A 20,392-nucleotide genomic window follows, 5' to 3' on the forward strand; every position below is an offset into this window, starting at 1 on the left:
ACACAGAGGGGAAATGACGCGATGCAGTTCTCGTACACAGCAAGGGAGGGCCTCCGATGAGGGGCATCGAAAGCATTGCAGTGCCTGCACAGGCCACCTTCGGCCGGGACGGGGCCATGTTCGAAGGCCTGCTCGATTTCGTAGCCCAGCTGAGCCTGGTGCTGTGGGGGCTGGTGGTCCTCACTGTGGTGATCCGCTTCGTTGGCGTAGGCCTGTACCGCAGGGGTGCCACCCGCAGGGCACTTGCTGCTGCACTGGCACCGCCTGTGCTGAAGCCCGTTGTTACGGCACCGCCGGCGCTGGCGCCCGAGGCTCCGACGCCCGGGGCTCCGACGCCCGGGGCTCCGGCGCCCGGGGCCCCGGCACGCGGGGCGCTGATGCCGGCAGTGCTGACGCCTGGTCCTGCCGCCGCGGCGGACACCCAGGCTGAACGTTCCCAGGCCGGACTCATCGAGGTCATGGCGGCGGACGCCACCTTCAGGGACGACCTGCAGCCCGCCGAGGTATCGGCCACCGTGGCCGCGCCGGTTCAGGTGCACCGCCGCATCTTCCGCGGCCGGCGCCGGCACATTCCTGCTCTCGCCAGCTCCACGGAGGGGTGAGCATGGACTTCGCACTCGTCATCTTCTGGCTGTTTGCCGGCGTCAGCATCCTCTACGTCGTGCACTTCGGCCTCTACCTGGCGGGCGCCAACTTCTACGACATCTGGCAGCAGCGGCGCAAGGGAATGAGGGGCGTGCGGGCACCCGGCCAATTCCAGCCGGAATGCGCCGCGACGGCCACCTGGACCCGGCGGGCCCGCCCCGAAGTTCCGGGGCTGGTATCGATCGTCATCGCCGCCCACAACGAGGAAGCGGTGATCGTCAGGACACTCGAGTCCATCGGCACAAGCATCTACCGTTCCTTCGAGGTCTTCGTCGCCGATGACGCCTCATCGGACCTGACCGGCAGGCTGGTCCGGGACTACCAACTGCGGCACCCCACCATGGACCTGCACCTGGTCCGGATGCGCCGCAACATCGGAAAGGGTGCAGCGCTCAACTCGGTGCTCCGCCGGCACGCCCGTGGCCAGTTCGCCATGACCCTGGACGCCGATTCAATCATCGGGCCGGAAACCATCACCAACGCGCTGTCCTACTTTGATGATCCGTGCGTGGCCGGAGTCGCCGCCAACGTGCAGATCCTGGAGGAGACCACCGTACTCGGCATCCTGCAGCGCTTTGAGCACATGATCGGCTACCGCTCCAAGAAGTTCTACTCCCTCCTGAACGCCGAGTTCGTGGTGGGCGGTGTGGCCTCCACCTACCGGATGCGCGTGCTGCGGAAAGTGGACTTCTACGACACGGACACCGTGACCGAGGACATCGGGCTGAGCGCCAAGATCACCAACCTGGGCAACCGGCGTTTCCGCATGATCTACGGTGCCGACGTGGTGGCCAAGACCGAGGGCGTGCTCTCGCTGCGCGCCCTGGCCAAGCAGCGCTACCGGTGGAAGTACGGCAGCATCCAGAACCTCATCAAGTACCGCGGCATGATGCTGAACCCGAGCCGCAGGTACACGCCTACCCTGACCTACTACCGGATGCCCATGGCCCTGCTGAGCGAATTCACGCTGTTGATATCGCCACTGGCCTGGACCTACGCGGTTTACTGGTCGCTGACCACGCACACCCCTGCGCTGGTCCTTGGTGCCTATGCCACCATTACCGCCTACACGCTGCTCACCGTGTGGATGGACGAGAACCTGACAGTGCGTGAACGCAGCCGGCTCTCCGTCTACGCCCCTACGGCATACTTCCTGTTCTACATCATGGACCTGGTGCAGCTGACGGCGGCGCTTCGCTGCATTTTGCGCTCCCGCGGCCTCTTCCGGCGTCCCGAGATCAACACCTGGAAGTCACCGCAGCGGGCCGGCAGCCTGGTGGTGGCCAATGCCACGTAAGCGGCGGCGGTTACTTCGTGTGCTGTTGAACCCCCTCGTGGTCATCCTGGCTGTGGTGGCACTGATCACCGCCGGTTGGCTGGTGTACACGCGGGGCAGCGGCAGCATGGCCCAGGCACGGCCCGGCGCCAACCTGCTCCCCGCCTTCGACCCGTCAGCGGGGGTCATCCCCGCAGCATCCGGCCAGCCGGACCCGGCCGGGCAGGTGGGCGGCTGGACCGTCCGGCGCAGCGGGACCGCCGAAACCTCGCTTGAGCTGGCCGCCGGAGAGCTGCAAAGCCAGGCGCTCCGGCTGGACATCAGCGGCTACGGATCGGGCGACGTTACGCTGACAACCCCCCGCGTGGACGTCCAGCCCCACCAGACTTACCTTTTCAAGGCCTTTGCCTCCAGCGACACCGACTTCACCCTGCTGGCCCGCCGGTTCCTGGCCGATGGCAGCACCGTTCTGGAGCAGCTCCGGAACCCGCTGGAGCGGCCCGGGAACACCCCTTACACGGTGAGCGATGCCTTCGACAGCGGCGAGGCGACAACCGCCGTCGAGTACGTCTTCAGGCTGGCATCCGAGGGCGCACTCAAGATCGAAGGAGCCTACCTGGAACCGGCCAGCGACGTCCTGCTCCTGCCCTCACCGCCGCCCGGCCCGAACCTCATCCCGAACCCTGGAATCACAGGGATCCAGCCCTCCGGACCCGATGCATGGTCCCCCTATTCCTCCGGGGCGCTGACGGCGGAGTCCGGCCGGAGCCAGGACGCAGGCGGCAGCTACCTCTGGACGCGCATTTCCAATTACAAGTCCGGCGAGGCGAAATGGCAGTACCAGCCCATCCCGGTGACCGGTGACAGGTCCTTCGAATTCGGAGCCACCTACCGGTCCGACAGGGAGGTGGATGTGGTGGCCGAGTTCGAGCTCGCCAACGGTGGCCGCGCATTCCACAGCCTGGAGACCGTGCTGCCCGCCGGAGAATGGACCACCGTCAGCGAGGCATTCCAGGCACCCGCCGGAGCCACCTCGGCAATGGTCACGCTGGTGGCCCACGGGGACGGCACCACCAGCGTCCGCAACTACTCGCTCACCGACACCACGAAGCCCGGTCCCCTCCGCTGGAGCCAGCCCATGGTCTCGATCACCTTCGACGACGGCTGGCAATCGGTGTACGACCGTGCACTTCCGCTGCTGGACCGGCATGGATTCCGGTCCACCCAGTACGTCAACGCCAGTTCCATCGAGACACCCAACTTCATGACCGCGGCCGAGGTGCAGCAACTGCACCAGGCCGGACACGAGATCGCCGCGCACAGTTACGAGCACGTGGACCTGACCTCCATCGGGACGGACCGCCTGGACGAACAGGTGCGCAAGAGCGAAGAGGCGCTGGCAGCGGCCGGCTTTGAAACCAGGGACCTGGCGCCCCCGTACGGCCGCCACGACCCGCAGGTGGACTGGTATGCCAAAAAATACTTCGACATCGTCCGCGGCACGGACGACGGCATCAATACCCGGCAAAGCCTGGACCAGCAGGACCTGAAGGTCTTCTACGTGACGGACCAGACCACCATGGCCACGTTGTCTGAAGCGTTGGCCGAGACGGCCCGGATGAACGGATGGCTCATCCTCGTCTACCACCAGATTTCCACGGCGCAGTCCACCGGCACCCAGGAACACAGCATCGCGGCGGACCGGAGCACCATCACCAGCGACGTCCTCGCCGCCCAGCTGCAACTGATCGACGACAGCAATATCGAGGTCCAGCCGGTGATGCAGGCCTTCGAAAAGCTGCAGGGACCCTGACCAGACTTCGGCGGTGTAACCCGGCGCCGCCGGCCCCAAAAAGAACGGAACAGCACATGACCGGAACCAGATCCAGCCTGGCGCCCTGGCGCGTCAAGCTCATGAGCACCGTGGTGGCGGTGGTGGCCATGGCCGCCGCGCTGCTGACGCCGGGGGCGGCCAACGCGGCCGTGGACAACCCCGCACCAGGGCCCCTCGTGTCCTTCACTTTCGATGACGGCGCCCAAAGCGCACTGACGCAGGCCGCGCCCACCCTCCAGAAGTACGGGCTGACGGGCACGAACTACGTGATCACCGGCTGCGTCGGCATGACGACAGTACCGAACACCTGCCGCGCCAACACCGATGTGCCCTACATGACCTGGAGCCAGATCCTGCAGCTGCAGAACACCTACGGCTGGGAGATCGGATCACACACCGTCAACCACCAGTGCCTCGTCAGCGTTGGCGATGACTGCCAGGCGAACAAGCTGACCGCAGCGCAGGTGGAAGCCCAGCTCGCCAACAGCAAGTCGGCACTGGCCGCCCAGGGCATCAATGCCACGGCCTTCGCGCCACCCTACGGCGACTACGACATGTCGGCGGTTGCGCGGGTGGCCAAATACTACAGCTCCATGCGCGGCTTCGCCGACACGGGCAACAACATCTGGCCGCTGGGCGACTACCTGCTCCGCAACGTCCCGGTCCAGGAAGTCACCACCCCGGTGACGGCGCTGAAGGCCCAGGTGGACGCAGCCATCGCCAACAAGCAGTGGGTGGTCTTCACGTTCCATGACATCCGGCCCAACCCCAGCCAGGTCCCCGATGACTACCAGTACGGCACCGCGGAACTGGACCAGCTCGCCGCCTATGTGAAGACCAAGGTGGCTGCCGGGCAAATCCGCAACGTCAACGTCAGCAAGGGCCTCGTGACCGGTTCACCGAACCTGATGCCGAACCCGTCGTTCAACACGGGAATCGCCGACGGATGGCGCACCGATGCACCTGCGGCCATCACGGCCGACGCCGCAACCAACGGCAGCTTCCCGGACGCTGCCCGGTCCATCAAGATGGTGTCCGGGACGGCAACGGGGCACCTGTTCTCGCCGGCTGTGGCAGTGTCACCGACCACGAACTACCTGTTCAAGTCCTACCTGAACGTCGCTGCCATCACCAGCGGCGAAGTGGGCTTCTACGTGGACGAGTACAACGCGGCCGGGCAGTGGATCTCCGGACAGTTCCGCAAGCGCGAGAACACCAGGTGGGTGGAGGCCATGAACTTCACCTACACGCCGAGCTCCACCAATGTGGCCAAGGCCAGCCTCCAGGTGTGGGTGACCGGCAGCGGAATTACGGCCTACCTGGACAACGTGCAGTTGCTGGCCCTGACCGCGGGGACCACCCCGCCGCCGCCAACGTCCACCAACCTGGTGGCCAACGGCACCTTCGACGCCGGGATCAGCTCGGGCTGGACCACTGACTCCGCGCCCACCATCGTGGCGGACGCAGCCAACCACGGAAGTCCCGCCAACCCGGTCAACTCCGTCAAACTGGCGTCCACGACGGCGAACAAGCATCTGTTCTCACCCCAGGTGGCGGTTACGGCCGGGACCTACAACATCGCCGGGTACCTGAATGTCGCAGCCCGCACCAGCGGTGAGGTGGGCTTCTACATCGACGAGTACAACGCCGCAGGACAGTGGATCTCCGGGCAGTACAAGCTCGGCGTGGCGGCCGCTGGAGTGACCAACGTGGACCTGACTTACTCGCCAAGCACCACCACGGTGGCGAAGGCAAGCCTGCAGGTCATCGTCCAGGCCAACTCCGGGCTGCAGGCGTATTTCGACGACGTCCGCTGGACCAAACCCTGACGCCCGGCCCAGGATTGAGGGCACCGGATGGGAGGAGACAGGATGGCCTGGCGCCCGCGCGTAGCGATCGTGCTGGCGTCCGGCGTCCTGCTCGCCCTTGCAGGCTGCACGCCGGACAGTCCGGAGCCTGACATGGTGGTCAACCTGCTCCAGCAGGACTGGCAGCATACGTCAGGGGTGACGCCCGACGACGGCGGGTTGCGGGTGGCGGCCACGTCGCGGAGCATCGTGGAACAGGACGGCGGGGGAGGGCAGCCAAACCCGCCGGTCAACCTGGCCGGAACACACCTCGTGGCCACCGGTGACTTCACCCTCAGCGCATCGTTCACCGACGTGACGGCCGATGCCTCCCTGACGGTCTACGACAGCCCGCCGGTGATCGCCGACGAGTTCCGGATAGAACCCGCGGGCCTGCGGCTCACCCTGCGCGGCGACGACCTGGATATTGCGGTCTTTGACGGCTCACGCCAAAAGTCCGTGACCAATCCCCAACCGGCGCATGACGAGCGGGTCCGGCTCCAGGACCCCGGGGCGGAGCTCACAGTGCGACGGTCCGGGGACAAGCTTGAGGTGGGCAGCGGCGGGAACACTGTGCTGTCCCGGTCCCTGCACGGCATTTTCGGCTCCGGGCAGCTGTGGCTGGGGCTCGCGAGCGACGCCGGATCGTTCCAGGTCAGATCCCTAACTGCCACCGCTCCCGGCGGTGTCTCCCTGACCGCGGCGGGTCCCGCCGTCGAGCAGGCAAGCCAACTGCCCGATGGCCTGCAGGCGCTGGCGGCACGGATCCGTCCGGACTTCAGGATCGGTGCCGCGGTGGCACTCGGACCGCTGGCCTCGGACGCCGACTACGGGCGGGTGCTCGTGGGGAATTTCGGCGCCATCACCCCGGAGAACGCGATGAAGGCGCAGAACCTCTCCCCACAGCAGGGCGCCTACACCTTCGAAGAGGCGGACGCGATCCTCGCGGTCGCGGAAAGCAAGGGCATGGCCGTGCACGGCCACACCATTGCCTTCACGGAGGCGATGCCCCGCTGGATGCAGGAACTTCCCTCGGGCACCGAAGCGGAGCGCAGCGCCAGTGCGGAGGCCCTGCTCGACTACGTCACCGCCGTCGTGACGCACTTCCGGGGCCGGCTCGATTCCCTGGACGTTGTCAACGAGCCCTTTGACACTGACCAAGGCACGGACCTCCAGCAGAACATCTGGTACCGCGTCTTCGGACCGGCCTACCCGGCCGCCGTTTCGCAGGCCGTCTACGCGGCCGATCCGCAGGTGAAGCAGTTCATCAACGAGAACGGGGCGGACGTTCCGGGGCGCCGCCAGGACGCGCTGCTCAAGCTCGCCCTGGACACGAATGCCGCAGGCGGGCACATTTACGGCGTGGGCCTCCAAGCCCACGTCTACAACCTCGAAACCGACGCCATCCCGGCCGGCGAGCTCACCAAGACCCTGCGGAACTTCCAGGACGCCGGGCTGCGCGTCCGCATCTCGGAAAACGACGTGGCGGACGACGACGGTACTGACGTCCAGGCGGCGCAGTATGCCACCATCCTGGACACCTGCCTGCGTTCAAGCGCCTGCGTCTCCTACACGACGTGGGGCGTGGACAACCGCTACGACTGGCTGATCGACGACGACGGAAGCCTGCAGCAGGGACACGACTACCTGTTCGAAAACGGCAAGCCGACCCCGCCCTACGACGCGATAAGGAAAGTGCTGGGCGGTTGACCCGGACCGTTCAGCCGGCGGCCTGCAGCGGAGTCCGACGTTTGGCCAGAGCATTCTTACGCGCGGTCCGGAGCATGTCCACCGTGAGCAGCAGCAGCGCCACCCACACCACGCCAAAGCCGATCCAGCGCTCCGCGGTCATGGCTTCGCGGAAGACCACGAGGGCCACGATGAACTGCAGGACCGGGGCGAAATACTGCAGCAGGCCGATGGTGGTCATCGGCAGCCGGCGCGCGGACGCGCCGAAAAAGACGAGGGGAACCGCGGTAATCACGCCGGAGGCCAGGAGCAGCCAGAAGTGGCCGGCTCCCTGGGTGGTCAGCGTGGCGGCCCCCGAAACGCCGAGGGTCACCATGGTGGCGGCCGCGAACGGTGCCAGCACCACGGTTTCCACGCTGAGGCTGGTCACGGCGTCCACGCGGGGGCCCACGCGCTTCTTTACGAAGCCGTACAGGCCAAAACTGAACGCCAGCGTCAGGGCAATCCAGGGCAGCTTGCCGTAGGAATAGGTGAGCACCCCGACCGCAATGAAACCGATGGCTACGGCGGCCCACTGCAGCGGGCGCAGCTTCTCCTTGAGGACGAACACGCCGAGCAGCACGGAGACCAGCGGGTTGATGAAGTAGCCCAGCGAGGTTTCCACCGCCTGGTTGGTGGTCACCCCGTACGTATACGTCAGCCAGTTGACGGCGATGAGGAAGGCCGCCAGCGCCAGGGAACCGAAGACGGCACGGGTGCGGAGTGCGGCGATCAGGGCTGGCCACGCCCTCGTTACAGTGACCAGCAGGGCGCAGAACAGCAGGGACCACACCACGCGGTTGGCCACGATTTCGACGGCGCCGGCGGGCTTGAGCACGAAGAAGTACAGCGGGAGCAGCCCCCACAGCCCGTACGCTCCGATGCCGAAGAGGATTCCCGCCGTCGTGTCCCTGTCATTGACCGCGGCATCCGCCGCCCTGGCGGTCGCCGCGTCCGGACGGGCCGGGGCATGGGCGGAAGCCGGGAGAGGAGATGCGGGGGAGGAGGAAGGATCGGGGTGCGGCACGGAACCCATAACATCAGCTGCAGGCCCGGTATTCCAAGCAGCGGGGTCCGAAATCCGGCAATTAGTCAGTACGCTTGCTTTCATGGATTCAGCCAACCTGCCGAAAGCTTCCCGATGAGGCTCCGGCGCAGTAACGCCTCGGGCCGCGGCTACCGCCGTATCGCCGCCGGAAAAGGCTTCAGCTACAGGGACCTCGACGGGTCCACGGTGCCGCCGGGACCTGTCCGGGAACGGCTGGAGGGCATCGGCATCCCGCCGGCATGGACTGACGTGTGGATTGCTCCGTTTGAGAACGGGCACATCCAGGCCACCGGCGTCGACGCCGTGGGCCGGCGGCAGTACATCTACCACCCGCAGTGGCGGGAACGGAAGGACCGGCTCAAGTTCGACCGGTCGCTGCAGCTTGCCGAGTCCCTGCCGACCGCGCGGCGGCGGGTCACCATGGACCTGCGCAGTGACGGGTTCACCCGGGAACGCGTGCTGGCTGGCGCTTTCCGGATGCTGGACAGCGGGTCCCTGCGCGTGGGGTCCGAGCGGTACACCAACGAGAACGGCAGCCGCGGGCTGGCTACCCTGCTGTGCGCTCACGTCCAGGTGCGCAAGGACCGGATCCTGCTGAGCTTCCCGGCCAAGAGCGGCAAGGACTGGGAATCGGAAATCCGCGACGCCGATCTCGCCGCCCTGGTGCGGCTGCTCAAGCGGCGCGGTGGCAACGCCCGGCTGCTGGCCTACAAGGACGGCCGGAGCTGGCGGCCGGTCACCAGCGCGGACATCAACGCCTACGTCAAGGAACGCACCGGCTCCGACTTCACGGCGAAGGACTTCCGCACCTTGCGGGGCACCCTGGCAGCGGCCGCCAGCCTGGCCCGGACCGGAACGCAACCGACGGTGGCCAAGCGGAAGCGGGCTGTCAGCCGGGCCATGATGGACGCGGCCGAGGTGCTGGGGAACACGCCGTCGATAGCCCGCAAGAGCTACGTGGACCCACGCGTCGTGGACCACTTCAACGACGGCGAAACCATCGACCCCCACCGGATCGAGTCGGCCGAAGCAGAGCTTCGGGCACTGCTGTACCGCGAAGGTGACGTTGTACCGCTGGCGAAAAGCGGCTGAGCCCTAGAATGGGAAGCTGTTGCGCCACCCAATACGGCGCAGCCCGCGAAACATGCACATGACCACGCCAGAAGGGCTCCCGGTGTCCAATCCCAGCGAAAACAGCTCCACCCGTCCGCTCCGCGTCGCCATTGTGGGCGCAGGACCGGCAGGCGTCTATGCTGCGGACATCCTCACCAAGTCCAGCGGCGTGAAGGACGGCGATTTCGAGGTCAGCATCGACCTGTTTGAGGCCTACCCCGCGCCCTACGGCCTGATCCGCTACGGCGTGGCTCCGGACCACCCCCGGATTAAGGGCATCGTCAATGCCCTGCACAAGGTCCTGGACCGCGGCGACATCCGCTTCCTGGGCAACGTGACCTACGGCCGGGACCTGACGCTGCATGACTTCCGGGCGTTCTATGACGCCGTGATCTTCTCCACCGGCGCCATCAAGGACGCGGACCTGAACATCCCCGGCATCGACCTGCAGGGATCCTTCGGCGGCGCGGACTTTGTTTCCTGGTACGACGGCCACCCGGACGTTCCCCGTGACTGGCCCCTGGACGCCAAGGAGATTGCCGTCATCGGCAACGGCAACGTGGCCCTCGATGTTGCCCGCATGCTGGTCAAGCACCCGGAGGAGCTCCTTACCACCGAAATCCCGGACAACGTCTACCAGGGCCTGAAGTCCTCCCCGGTAACGGACGTGCACGTCTTCGGCCGCCGCGGCCCGGCGCAGGTGAAGTTCACCCCGCTGGAGCTGCGCGAACTCAGCCACATGAACGATGTGGACATCGTCCTGTACCCCGAGGACTTCGAGTTCGATGAAGCCTCGGACGAGGCCATCCGCAGCAACAACCAGATCAAGACCATGGTGAACACCCTCACCAACTGGCTGGTGGAGGAGCACGCGGAATCGGAGAATCCTTCCTCCCGCAGGCTGCACCTGCACTTCCTGCACAGCCCTGTGGAGATACTTCCGGAGGCTGTGGATGCCGCCGGCGGCAAGGTGGCGGGCATCAAATTCGAGCGCATGCAGCTGGACGGCACCGGCAATGCCAAGGGCACGGGGGAGTACGTGGAGTACCCGGTCCAGGCTGTCTACCGTGCCATCGGCTACCACGGCTCGGCGCTGGACGAACTGGAATACGACGCCAAGCGCGGCGTCATCCCCAATGAGGGCGGCCGGGTGCTGGACGCCGAAGGCAACCCCGTCCCGGGCATTTACGCCACCGGCTGGATCAAGCGCGGCCCCGTGGGGCTCATCGGCCACACCAAGGGCGACGCGCTGGAAACCATAGGTTTCCTGCTGGAAGACCGCCTTACCCTGCCGGCGGCCAGCAACCCTGATCCGCAGGCCATCATCGACCTGCTGGAGGAACGCGGCATCGAGTACACCACATGGGAGGGCTGGAACAGGCTCGATGCCCACGAGGCCGGCCTCGGAGCAGCATGGACCGGACCGGAAGGCCTGGACCACGTGGTCCGTGAGCGCATCAAGGTGGTTCCGCGCGAGGACATGATCCGGATCTCCCGCGGCTGACCCCCGGAGTTTTCGGACAGTTACAAGGACTTAAACGCCCCCCAGCCCCTCGTAGCTGTCCAAAAACTCTGCTGCCAGGAAGGAGGGGCGCCCGCTACAATGGCGAGCATCCCTTGGCCGGCGTGCTGACGCCGTGTCCTCAGACAGCACCGCAGCGCAGCAGCACAGGAGTTCGATGAAGAACCTCACCCAGCCGGAGCCGCTGCAGCGCAGTGCCCTGGCCGCCCACGAGAAACTCGACGGCGGCCGGTTTCCCGACGCCCCCGACGTTCCCGGCCTGCGTTCCCTGATCCGTGAGTCGTGGCTCCGCTCCGCCGGGTTCAAGGCCAACCCGGACAACCCCGCCGCGCCGCTGGCCATGGACCACGATGAACTTGATGACTACCGGAGCCGGCATCCGCTGGCCACCATCATGCCGGTCATCAACAAACTCCTGGTCCAGCCCAGCCACGACACCGGGCTCCTGGTGGCGGTGGGTGACGAAGTTGGCCGGCTGCTGTGGGTGGACGGGGATCCTTCGCTGCAACGCCGTGCGGAAGGCATGATGTTCGTTGCCGGGGCCGACTGGTCCGAAGCCACCGTGGGCACCAGCGCCCCGGGCACTGCCCTGGCGCTGGGCCGCGGGATCCAGATAGCCGGCGCGGAGCACTACCAGCGGGCCGTCCATCCCTGGAGCTGCACTGCCGTCCCCTTCCACGACCCCGATTCCGGCGCGCTGCTGGGGGTTGTGGACATCACCGGAACAGCGGCGGCAGTGGCCCCGCACACCTTGTCGCTGGTAGAAGCCACCGTGGCGGCCGCGCAGGCGCAGCTGCGGGTGGAGCGGCTCCAGGCCGCCGCGCAGCTTGCGGCCACGCCCGTACGACGCCGGTCCACGGCATCCGCTGCCCGCGCACCGGGCGCCGGTGCACGAGAGGGCAGCCTGTACCGCAACAGCCTCCAGTTGCTGGGCCGCGACCAGGCACTCCTGAGCATCGACGGCAAGACCGTTGCGCTGTCCGCCCGGCACAGCGAGATCCTGGCCCTGTTGAGCACGCACCCGGACGGGCTGAGCGCCGAGGAACTGTGCGTCCTGCTCTACCCGGCGGAGGGTTCCAGCATCACCCTGCGGGCCGAAATGGTGCGCCTGCGGAAGGTGCTGCAACAGCTCAACCCCGGGGCCGTGCCCGAATCCAGGCCCTATCGGCTCCCGCTGGACCTGGTGCCGGACAGCGGCCAGGTGCTCAGCTGTCTGCAGCGCGGTGCCCACCGCATTGCGCTGGAAATCTACCGGGGCGCGGTGCTGCCGCGGTCCGAGGCGCCGGGCATCGTCGACCTACGGAACAAAGTGTCCTCACTCCTTCGCGAGGCTGTCCTCACCGACGGCAGCGCCGATTCGCTGCTCCGCTATGCCGCGCTCCCGGAGGCAAGGGACGACGTCGGGATCCGCCGTGCCGCGCTCCGCCTCCTGCCGCCGCGCTCGCCCAAGCGGGCCGCCGTTGTCGCCGAACTGGAACGGCTGGAAGCCGAACTCCGCGCCTAGTCCTTTCGGTGGTTGAGCCTGTCGAAACCTGATTTCGGCAGGCGCAATCACCGGGGAGGTTGCAACCTTGCTGCAACCCCCCTGCTCCTACGCTGGCTGCATCGGCTCATCCCGTACGGGAAAGCCTTCTGCACAGCAAAGGAGCTACGCAATGACCGTTTACGCACAGCCGGGTACCGAGGGCTCGAAGGTAACCTTCAAGGACCGTTACGAGAACTGGATCGGCGGCGAATGGGTGGCCCCGGTCAAGGGCCAGTACTTCGAGAACATCACCCCGGTGACGGGCAAGGCGTTCTGCGAAGTGGCCCGCGGCACCGCAGAGGACATCGAGCTTGCGCTGGATGCCGCACACAAGGTTGCACCGTCCTGGGGCAAGACGTCAGTGGCCGAGCGGGCCGCCATCCTGAACAGGATCGCGGACCGCATCGACGAAAACCTCGAAATGCTGGCAGTCGCCGAATCCTGGGACAACGGCAAGCCCATCCGCGAAACCCTCAACGCCGACCTCCCGCTGGCCGCCGACCACTTCCGCTACTTCGCCTCGGCAGTCCGGGCCCAGGAAGGGTCCCTTTCACAGCTTGACGAGGACACCACCGCGTACCACTTCCACGAGCCGCTTGGTGTGGTGGGCCAGATTATCCCCTGGAACTTCCCCATCCTGATGGCCGTCTGGAAGCTGGCCCCGGCGCTGGCCGCCGGCAATGCCGTGGTGCTCAAGCCCGCCGAACAGACGCCGTCCTCCATTCTGGTCCTCATGGAGCTCATCGGTGACCTGCTGCCCGCCGGCGTGGTCAACGTGGTCAACGGCTTCGGCGTGGAGGCAGGCAAGCCCCTCGCCTCAAGCTCCCGGATCCGCAAGATTGCCTTCACCGGCGAAACCACCACCGGCCGCCTGATCAGCCAGTACGCCAGCCAGAACCTCATTCCGGTCACCCTGGAGCTCGGCGGCAAGAGCCCGAACATCTTTTTCGGCGACGTTGCCCAGGCCGACGACGCGTTCTACGACAAGGCCCAGGAAGGGTTCGCACTGTTCGCCTTCAACCAGGGCGAAGTCTGCACCTGCCCCTCCCGCGCCCTGGTGCAGGAAGACATCTACGACTCCTTCATGGCCGACGCCGTTGCCCGCGTCGAGAAGATGGTGCAGGGCAACCCGCTGGACACCGAAACCCAGGTGGGTGCGCAGGCCTCGAACGACCAGCTCGAGAAGATCCTCTCCTACATCGACATCGGAAAGCAGGAGGGTGCAAAGATCCTCACCGGCGGGGCCCGTGCCGAACTGCCCGGCGACCTGGCCGGCGGCTTCTACGTCCAGCCCACCGTCTTCGAAGGCCACAACCGGATGCGGATCTTCCAGGAGGAGATCTTCGGCCCCGTGGTGGCCGTGACCAAGTTCAGCGACTACAACGACGCCATGGGCATCGCTAACGACACCCTCTACGGTCTCGGCGCCGGCGTCTGGTCCCGCAACGGCAACATCGCCTACCGCGCGGGCCGTGAAATCCAGGCCGGCCGCGTCTGGGTCAACAACTACCACGCCTACCCGGCGGGTGCCGCCTTCGGCGGCTACAAGTCCTCAGGCATCGGCCGTGAAAACCACGCCATGATGCTGGACCACTACCAGCAGACCAAGAACCTGCTGGTCAGCTACAACGAGAACAAGCTGGGCTTCTTCTAAGCCCGGGTCCACACCTCCATCAACGCAAGGATCGCCAATGACGACGACAATGCAAGCAGCAGTGGTCAATACCTTCGGAACCGAGCTTCAGGTCCAGGAGCTGCCCATCCCCACCCCCGGCCCGGGGGAGGCCCTCGTGAAGCTCCTCACCACCGGCGTCTGCCACACCGACCTCCATGCCGCCGAGGGCGACTGGCCCGTCAAGCCCACGCCGCCGTTCGTGCCCGGCCACGAAGGCGTGGGTGAAGTGGTGGCACTCGGCGAAGGCGTCACCGACCTCGCCGTGGGCGACATGGTGGGCAACGCCTGGCTGTGGTCCGCCTGCGGCGATTGCCAGTACTGCCGCACCGGCTGGGAGACCCTGTGCGAGGCGCAAAAGAACGGCGGTTACAGCGTGGACGGGTCCTTTGGCGAGTACATGCTCGTCAACACCCGGTACGCCGCCCGCATACCGGCGGGATCCGACCCCGTCGAGGTGGCGCCGGTGCTCTGTGCCGGCGTCACCGTCTACAAGGGCCTGAAGATGACGGAGGCGCAGCCCGGCCAGTGGGTCACCATCTCCGGGATTGGCGGCCTGGGCCATATTGCCGTGCAGTACGCGGTTGCCATGGGACTTCGGGTGGCCGCCGTTGACATCGCCGATGACAAGCTTGCCCTGGCCAAGGCCCACGGTGCGGCATTGACGGTCAATGCCCTGCACGAAGACCCGGCGGAGGTGATCCAGCGCGAGACAGGAGGTTGCCATGGGGTGCTGGTTACCGCGGTGCACCCTTCAGCGTTCGGGCAGGCAATTGGCATGGCCCGTCGTGGCGGCACCATTGTGTTCAACGGGCTGCCGCCGGGCGATTTCCCGGCGCCGATCTTCGAGATTGTGCTCAAGGGCCTGACCGTCCGCGGTTCCATCGTGGGTACGCGGCAGGACCTGGAGGAGGCCCTGGACTTTTACGCCCAGGGAAAGATCCACCCCACCGTCTCAGTCCGGGAACTGTCCGAGGTCAACGCGGTCTTCGATGAGATGAAGCACGCAAAGATCGACGGCCGCGTGGTCCTGAGGTTCTGATGTCCCAGGACAGCCTGCAGGCCGCTGTGACGCTGCCCGGGGAGGATTTTTCCCGGGTGGCGCTCACGCCGGACGCAGTGGAGCTGCTGCGCCTGCTGTGGCTGCAGCACGGCCCGCTGATGTTCCACCAGTCCGGCGGCTGCTGCGACGGATCCTCGCCCATGTGCTACCCGGCCGGCGACTTCCAGACCGGCGATGCGGATGTCCTGCTGGGGCTGTTCGACCTGTCCGAGGGGCTGGAGCCGCAGCCCCTCGAATTCTGGATGTCCCGGGAGCAGTTCAACTACTGGAGCCACACCCACCTGACCGTGGATGTGGTACCCGGCCGGGGCAGCGGCTTCTCCGTGGAGGCGCCGGAAGGCAAGCGCTTCCTCATCCGCTCAACCCTGATGGACTGGCCGGCCTAAGCAGAAGCCGGCAAATTCATTGATTCGGTTCAAAAGCCCTTGGGGCCCTCACTTTGAGGGTCCCAAGGGCTTTTGGCAGAACAAAGTTCTGCAGTTTGGCCGTCTCACTATTCGGGACGATTGGGACCGTCCACTGGATGGACACTACGGTTGATAGGTCTGTTTCCTTCACAAATCAGGATTGTGATCCCTATGAACCTTCTCCGGACCAAATCCATCGAGCAGTCGATTGCCGACGCCGATGAACCCGGACGCAAGCTCAAGCGCTCCCTCAGCACGTGGGACCTGATGATCATGGGCGTCGCTGTTGCCGTCGGCGCCGGCATCTTCTCCGTGGGTGCGAAAGCCGCCGCCAACTTCGCCGGCCCGGCCGTGACTGTGTCCTTCGCCATTGCTGCCGTTACCTGTGCGCTGGCCATCATGTGCTACGCCGAGTTCGCCACTGCCATTCCGGTAGCCGGCTCAGCCTATGTGTTCACCTACGCCACCATGGGCGAGCTCCTCGCCTGGATCATCGGCTGGAACCTGATTCTTGAGCTGTTCACCGCCGCGGCAGTGATCGCCAAATACTGGGGTATCTACCTCAGCAAGGTGTTCGCCCTGATGGGTGCCGACGTTCCGCCGGCGCTGACCATCGGCGGCGTGGACCTGTACTGGGGTGCCTTCCTGATCGTGGCCATCTTCACCGTGCTGCTGGTGCTGGGAACCAAGCTTTCAGCCCGGGTAGGCAACATCTTCACCCTGATCAAGATCGGCGTCGTGCTTTTCGTGATCGTTGTGGGCTTCACCTACGTCAAGGTTGAGAACTACGCCCCGTTCGTCCCGGCAGCTGAGCCCACCGGCGGGACCGGTGCCGCAGACGTCCTGAAGCAGTCCTTCTTCGGCTTCCTGACCGGTGCCGCGCCGGCGCAGTACGGCACCCTCGGCATCTTCGCCGGCGCCGCCCTGGTGTTCTTCGCCTTCATTGGCTTCGACGTGGTGGCCACCTCCGCCGAGGAAGTCAAGAACCCGCAGAAGACCCTTCCCCGCGGCATCTTCGGCGGCCTGGCCGTGGTCACCCTGCTCTACATCCTGGTCTCATTGGCCCTGACCGGAATGGTGTCCTACACCCAGCTGGCCGAAGCGGAGAACCCCACCCTCACCACCGCCTTCGAAGCCGTGGGTGACACCTCCGCCGCCAAGGTCATCGCCTTCGGATCGCTGATCGGCCTGACCACAGTGATCATGGTGCTCCTCATGGGGCTGTCCCGCGTGGTCCTGGCCATGAGCCGCGACGGCCTCCTGCCGCGTTCCCTGTCCAAAACCAGCGACAAGCGCTCCACCCCGGCGCGGCTGCAGATCATCTGCGGTGCAGCGGTTGCCCTGGTGGCCGGCCTGACCAACGTGGACCTGCTCGAGGAAATGATCAACATCGGCACCCTCTCCGCCTTCGTGGTGGTGAGCCTGGGCATCCTGGTGCTTCGCCGCAAGCGCCCCGACCTGAAGCCGTCCTTCCGGGTTCCGTTCGGCAACGTCCTCCCGGTGGTCTCCGCCGTGCTGTGCCTCTACCTGATGACCAACCTGGCCGTGGAGACCTGGATCTTCTTCGCCATCTGGCTGGCCATTGGCCTGGCAATCTACTTTGCCTACGGCCAGCGGCACTCACGCCTCAACGAACGCTTCAGCGCCGCGAACGCCGCAGTCAACGGCGGCCCGGCCGACTCTGCCAGCACCGCTTCCAAGCCCGGCGACGAGGACGAATTCACCCGCGCCTGACCTGCTCCTGCCAATGCCCGCCCGGCTGCCGTCCGGGCGGGCATTTGCATGTTCCGCTCCGGGATGGAGCCCGCTCTTAGGATGGATGCATGGCACGCCCCACACGACCCGAACGCAAAGCCGAACTGCTGGGCGCCATCCAGGACTACCTCATGGACAAGACCCTCACCCAGCTGACGTTCCGGAGCCTGGCGGAGGGGCTGGGCATGAGTTCCTACGTGCTGGTGTACCACTTCGGCAGCAGGGACCAGCTGATCAACGACATTGTGGTGTCCATCGAGTCCCGGCTGGACCGGCTGCGCAGCACGGACGTGCGTGAGATCGACCGGGCAGCATGGCGTGCTTTCCTCCTCGATTCCTGGCAGTGGACCATGGCCCAGCGCAACCGGCACCTGACCCGCCTGGAGTTTGAGGCCGCAGCCCAGGACATTGTGGCGCCGGAACCCCGCGGGACCTCCCGGGAGCATTTCCGGATGCTGCACCACCAGACGCGCGACTGGCTGATGGTGCAGGGCATCGAGGAAGAATTCGCGGACACCGATGCCCGGCTTTTCACGTCCACGTTCTACGGGCTGCAGTTCGACTTCGTGGTCATGAACGAGCCGGAGGCCGCCACCCAGGCCTTCGAACTGATGCTGACGGTGTTCTTCAACAACCTCGAGACCCGGCTGGCGGCGGCCGGGCAGTAAGCCTCATGGGGCGGCGTACCGGCCCACCCACTCCACCAGGGGACGCAGCTCCCGCCACCTGCGGGCAATTTCTTCGCTGGCTGCCGTCGTGGACGCCCACCCGGGCTGCCCCAGCTCAACTCCCGCGGACAGCGTCTTATGCTTGAGCAGCTCCGCGCGCGGGTGGTCCCGGTCAAAACCGCGGGGGACAGTCTTGAGCTTTTCGCCCTCAATGGCGAACCCGGCGCCCGCCAGCGAATCCACAATGTCCTGAAGCCCGGACCCGCTCGCCGAGGCATCTGCTGCGGCCCGGTACCTGGCCAGCTGGGCCGGCGAGTGCGAGTGGTAGCCGCCGCCCACCAGCAGCCCGTCGGCGCTGACCTGGAGGTAGAAGCCCACCCCTTCCTGCCGGGTGGCGAAGGCGCCCTGGGCGGTCTTGTACGGGGATTTGTCCTGTGAGAACCGGACGTCCCGGTAGGGCCGGAACAGTTTGGCCGGTCCGAATTCGGGCTCAAGCCCGGCCAGGAGCAGTTCCAGCGGCTCCCGGACCGCGGAGTCGTAGGTGGACTTGTGCTCCAGCCACCATTCACGGTTGTTGTTGTCTTCGAGTTCCTCGTAGAAGCGGAAGGCCTCCGGCGGAATCCCTGCGAAAGTGTCCATGAACGGAGCCTAGGGCGGGCGGGCACGGGCGAACAGTGGGCCCGGCGCCGTATGTGCACAACGCCGAAGACGCGGCAGGTTATGTGGACAAACGCAGAACACCCCGCCCGGAAAAGTCCGTAGCGGGGTGTTCTGCGTTATGTCCGGGGCCGGAACCTGGCTAGAGCTTGTTGGCTGCCTCGGCGTCGGATTCCGTCTGGCCTGCCGCACCCAGGTTGGCGCGCAGCTTGGCGCCGAGCTCTGCGTCAACGTTGGTCCAGTACTGGATGGCGCGTTCCTTGATGTCGGAGCGCTTCACGCCGCCCACGGCACCCGTGATGGTTTCGAGGAAGCGGGCCTTGGTGGCTTCGTCGTAGACCTCGCGGTACAGCGCGCCGGCCTGGACGAAGTCGCCGTCCTCAGCGTGCAGGGAGTGCGCGGCGAGGGTGAGCTCGCCGTCGTTCTCCCAGCCGCCTGCCGCGTTCTGCGGCTCAACTGCGGCCGGACCGCCGAACGTGTTCGGGGCGTAGACCGGAACGGAAGGTGCGTTGAACAGGAACCGCCCCTGGCCGTCCTGGCTGTAGTTGTTGACCTCGTTCTTCGGCTGGTTCACCGGGATCTGGGCGTGGTTGGTGCCAACGCGGTAGCGGTGGGCGTCCGCGTAGGAGAAGATGCGGGCCTGCAGCATCTTGTCCGGGGAAGCGGCGATGCCCGGCACGAAGTTCGACGGCGCAAAGGTGGCCTGTTCGATCTGCGCGAAGTAGTTCTCCGGGTTGCGGTTCAGCTCCATGGTGCCCACCTTGATCAGCGGGTAGTCAGCGTGCGGCCAGACCTTGGTCAGGTCGAACGGGTTGAAGCGGTAGGTCTTGGCATCTTCGTACGGCATGACCTGGACGTGCAGGTCCCAGGAGGGCAGGTTGCCGGCTTCGATGTTTTCGTGCAGGTCGCGGATGTAGAAGTCCGCGTCCGAGCCGGCCAGCGCTTCGGCTTCGTCGGAAGTCATGCTCTTCACGCCCTGGTTGGACTTGAAGTGGTACTTGACCCAGAAACGCTCGCCCTCGGCGTTGATCCACTGGTAGGTGTGCGAGCCGTAGCCCTGCATTTCGCGCCAGGATGCCGGGAGGCCGCGGTCACCCATCAGCCACGTGACCTGGTGGGCGGACTCGGGGGACAGGGTCCAGAAGTCCCACTGCATGTCGGCGTCGCGCAGGTGGGTGCCCGGCAGGCGCTTCTGGGAGTGGATGAAGTCCGGGAACTTGATGCCGTCGCGGATGAAGAACACCGGGGTGTTGTTGCCCACGAGGTCGTAGTTGCCTTCGCTGGTGTAGAACTTGACGGCGAAGCCGCGCGGGTCACGCCAGGTGTCGGGGGAGCCGTTCTCGCCGGCAACGGAGGAGAAGCGGATCAGCATCTCGGTCTCGACGCCCGGCTGCAGGAATGCGGCCTTCGTGTACTTGGAGATGTCCTCGGTGGCCTTGAACGTACCGAATGCGCCGCCGCCCTTGGCGTGCACTACGCGCTCCGGAACCCGCTCGCGGTTGAACTGGGCGAGCTTTTCCACCAGGTAGTGGTCAGTCAGGATGATGGCACCGTCGGCACCAACTGACTTCGAGTGGGCATCGGACGTAACCGGTGCACCCGACTGTGTGGTCGAAATGGCAGTCATTGTTC

16 protein-coding genes are annotated in these 20,392 nt (G+C 66.1%); 13 read left to right on the top strand and 3 right to left on the bottom strand.

The window, feature by feature from the left end; all coding sequences use genetic code 11:
* Positions 1 to 56 precede the first annotated feature (56 nt).
* From UC32_RS20675 to UC32_RS01470, 5 genes are read left to right on the top strand one after another with little or no spacing between them, the layout of a single operon-like run.
* Positions 57 to 602, top strand: a complete 546-nt coding sequence (locus UC32_RS20675; RefSeq protein WP_045729498.1) for a hypothetical protein — start codon at positions 57 to 59, stop codon at positions 600 to 602.
* 2 nt (positions 603 to 604) lie between these two features.
* Positions 605 to 1,942 (top strand): glycosyltransferase family 2 protein, encoded by a 1,338-nt coding sequence (locus tag UC32_RS01455; RefSeq protein WP_045729499.1) that lies wholly within the window; start codon positions 605 to 607, stop codon positions 1,940 to 1,942.
* A 19-nt stretch (positions 1,943 to 1,961) separates the two neighbouring features.
* A complete protein-coding gene (locus UC32_RS01460; RefSeq protein WP_045729500.1) occupies positions 1,962 to 3,734 on the top strand; it encodes a polysaccharide deacetylase family protein in 1,773 nt (590 codons plus the stop codon).
* A gap of 56 nt (positions 3,735 to 3,790) precedes the next feature.
* Positions 3,791 to 5,584, top strand: a complete 1,794-nt coding sequence (locus tag UC32_RS01465; RefSeq protein WP_045729501.1) for a polysaccharide deacetylase family protein — start codon at positions 3,791 to 3,793, stop codon at positions 5,582 to 5,584.
* A gap of 42 nt (positions 5,585 to 5,626) precedes the next feature.
* Positions 5,627 to 7,312, top strand: a complete 1,686-nt coding sequence (locus UC32_RS01470; protein WP_045729502.1) for an endo-1,4-beta-xylanase — start codon at positions 5,627 to 5,629, stop codon at positions 7,310 to 7,312.
* A gap of 10 nt (positions 7,313 to 7,322) precedes the next feature.
* Here the strand turns inward: UC32_RS01470 and rarD are convergent, their stop codons facing one another.
* A complete protein-coding gene (rarD, locus tag UC32_RS01475; protein ID WP_045729503.1) occupies positions 7,323 to 8,366 on the bottom strand; it encodes an EamA family transporter RarD in 1,044 nt (347 codons plus the stop codon).
* Positions 8,367 to 8,471: 105 nt separating this feature from the next.
* Between rarD and UC32_RS01480 the strand changes: the two genes are divergently transcribed.
* The 8 genes from UC32_RS01480 (at position 8,472) to UC32_RS01515 (ending at position 18,103) form a co-directional block, all read left to right on the top strand.
* Positions 8,472 to 9,470 carry a DNA topoisomerase IB gene (locus UC32_RS01480; protein ID WP_045729504.1) on the top strand — a complete coding sequence of 333 codons (999 nt, stop codon included), beginning with the start codon at positions 8,472 to 8,474 and terminating at the stop codon, positions 9,468 to 9,470.
* Between the two features lie 52 nt (positions 9,471 to 9,522).
* Complete coding sequence (locus tag UC32_RS01485) at positions 9,523 to 10,995, top strand: FAD-dependent oxidoreductase (RefSeq protein WP_152642529.1); 1,473 nt, start codon at positions 9,523 to 9,525, stop codon at positions 10,993 to 10,995.
* A 175-nt stretch (positions 10,996 to 11,170) separates the two neighbouring features.
* Positions 11,171 to 12,517: a helix-turn-helix domain-containing protein gene (locus UC32_RS01490; protein WP_045729505.1), complete on the top strand. Its 1,347-nt coding sequence runs from the start codon at positions 11,171 to 11,173 to the stop codon at positions 12,515 to 12,517.
* Positions 12,518 to 12,668: 151 nt separating this feature from the next.
* The gene (exaC, locus tag UC32_RS01495) at positions 12,669 to 14,192 is read left to right on the top strand and encodes an acetaldehyde dehydrogenase ExaC (protein WP_045729506.1); all 1,524 of its coding nucleotides are present in this window, start codon (positions 12,669 to 12,671) and stop codon (positions 14,190 to 14,192) included.
* A 37-nt stretch (positions 14,193 to 14,229) separates the two neighbouring features.
* Positions 14,230 to 15,252 carry an alcohol dehydrogenase AdhP gene (adhP, locus tag UC32_RS01500; protein ID WP_200896291.1) on the top strand — a complete coding sequence of 341 codons (1,023 nt, stop codon included), beginning with the start codon at positions 14,230 to 14,232 and terminating at the stop codon, positions 15,250 to 15,252.
* Positions 15,252 to 15,659 (top strand): DUF779 domain-containing protein, encoded by a 408-nt coding sequence (locus tag UC32_RS01505; RefSeq protein WP_045729508.1) that lies wholly within the window; start codon positions 15,252 to 15,254, stop codon positions 15,657 to 15,659. The genes adhP and UC32_RS01505 overlap by 1 nt, the downstream gene beginning before the upstream one ends.
* Positions 15,660 to 15,851: 192 nt before the next feature.
* Entirely contained in the window at positions 15,852 to 17,414 is a 1,563-nt protein-coding gene (locus UC32_RS01510; protein ID WP_045729509.1) for an amino acid permease, read from the top strand.
* Positions 17,415 to 17,503: 89 nt separating this feature from the next.
* Positions 17,504 to 18,103 (top strand): TetR/AcrR family transcriptional regulator, encoded by a 600-nt coding sequence (locus UC32_RS01515; protein WP_015937945.1) that lies wholly within the window; start codon positions 17,504 to 17,506, stop codon positions 18,101 to 18,103.
* Positions 18,104 to 18,106: 3 nt separating this feature from the next.
* On the opposite strand, the gene UC32_RS01520 is transcribed toward UC32_RS01515, so the two are convergent.
* Both UC32_RS01520 and UC32_RS01525 read right to left on the bottom strand, forming a co-directional pair.
* The gene (locus tag UC32_RS01520; protein WP_045729510.1) at positions 18,107 to 18,742 is read right to left on the bottom strand and encodes a DUF2461 domain-containing protein; all 636 of its coding nucleotides are present in this window, start codon (positions 18,740 to 18,742) and stop codon (positions 18,107 to 18,109) included.
* A gap of 160 nt (positions 18,743 to 18,902) precedes the next feature.
* Positions 18,903 to 20,387 (bottom strand): catalase, encoded by a 1,485-nt coding sequence (locus UC32_RS01525; protein ID WP_045729511.1) that lies wholly within the window; start codon positions 20,385 to 20,387, stop codon positions 18,903 to 18,905.
* Positions 20,388 to 20,392 lie beyond the last annotated feature (5 nt).

Origin of the sequence: Pseudarthrobacter chlorophenolicus (assembly GCF_000962805.1) — a bacterium.
In the GTDB taxonomy this organism is placed as follows: Bacteria; Actinomycetota; Actinomycetes; order Actinomycetales; family Micrococcaceae; genus Arthrobacter; species Arthrobacter chlorophenolicus_A.

Bases quoted from the DNA above. Each gene is read 5' to 3' on its own strand.
- UC32_RS20675 (WP_045729498.1), top strand. From the start codon at position 57: ATGAGGGGCATCGAAAGCATTGCAGTGCCTGCACAGGCCACCTTCGGC.
- UC32_RS01455 (WP_045729499.1), top strand. From the start codon at position 605: ATGGACTTCGCACTCGTCATCTTCTGGCTGTTTGCCGGCGTCAGCATC.
- UC32_RS01465 (WP_045729501.1), top strand. From the start codon at position 3,791: ATGACCGGAACCAGATCCAGCCTGGCGCCCTGGCGCGTCAAGCTCATG.
- UC32_RS01470 (WP_045729502.1), top strand. From the start codon at position 5,627: ATGGCCTGGCGCCCGCGCGTAGCGATCGTGCTGGCGTCCGGCGTCCTG.
- rarD (WP_045729503.1), bottom strand. From the start codon at position 8,366: ATGGGTTCCGTGCCGCACCCCGATCCTTCCTCCTCCCCCGCATCTCCT.
- UC32_RS01480 (WP_045729504.1), top strand. From the start codon at position 8,472: ATGAGGCTCCGGCGCAGTAACGCCTCGGGCCGCGGCTACCGCCGTATC.
- UC32_RS01485 (WP_152642529.1), top strand. From the start codon at position 9,523: ATGCACATGACCACGCCAGAAGGGCTCCCGGTGTCCAATCCCAGCGAA.
- UC32_RS01490 (WP_045729505.1), top strand. From the start codon at position 11,171: ATGAAGAACCTCACCCAGCCGGAGCCGCTGCAGCGCAGTGCCCTGGCC.
- exaC (WP_045729506.1), top strand. From the start codon at position 12,669: ATGACCGTTTACGCACAGCCGGGTACCGAGGGCTCGAAGGTAACCTTC.
- adhP (WP_200896291.1), top strand. From the start codon at position 14,230: ATGACGACGACAATGCAAGCAGCAGTGGTCAATACCTTCGGAACCGAG.
- UC32_RS01505 (WP_045729508.1), top strand. From the start codon at position 15,252: ATGTCCCAGGACAGCCTGCAGGCCGCTGTGACGCTGCCCGGGGAGGAT.
- UC32_RS01510 (WP_045729509.1), top strand. From the start codon at position 15,852: ATGAACCTTCTCCGGACCAAATCCATCGAGCAGTCGATTGCCGACGCC.
- UC32_RS01515 (WP_015937945.1), top strand. From the start codon at position 17,504: ATGGCACGCCCCACACGACCCGAACGCAAAGCCGAACTGCTGGGCGCC.
- UC32_RS01520 (WP_045729510.1), bottom strand. From the start codon at position 18,742: ATGGACACTTTCGCAGGGATTCCGCCGGAGGCCTTCCGCTTCTACGAG.
- UC32_RS01525 (WP_045729511.1), bottom strand. From the start codon at position 20,387: ATGACTGCCATTTCGACCACACAGTCGGGTGCACCGGTTACGTCCGAT.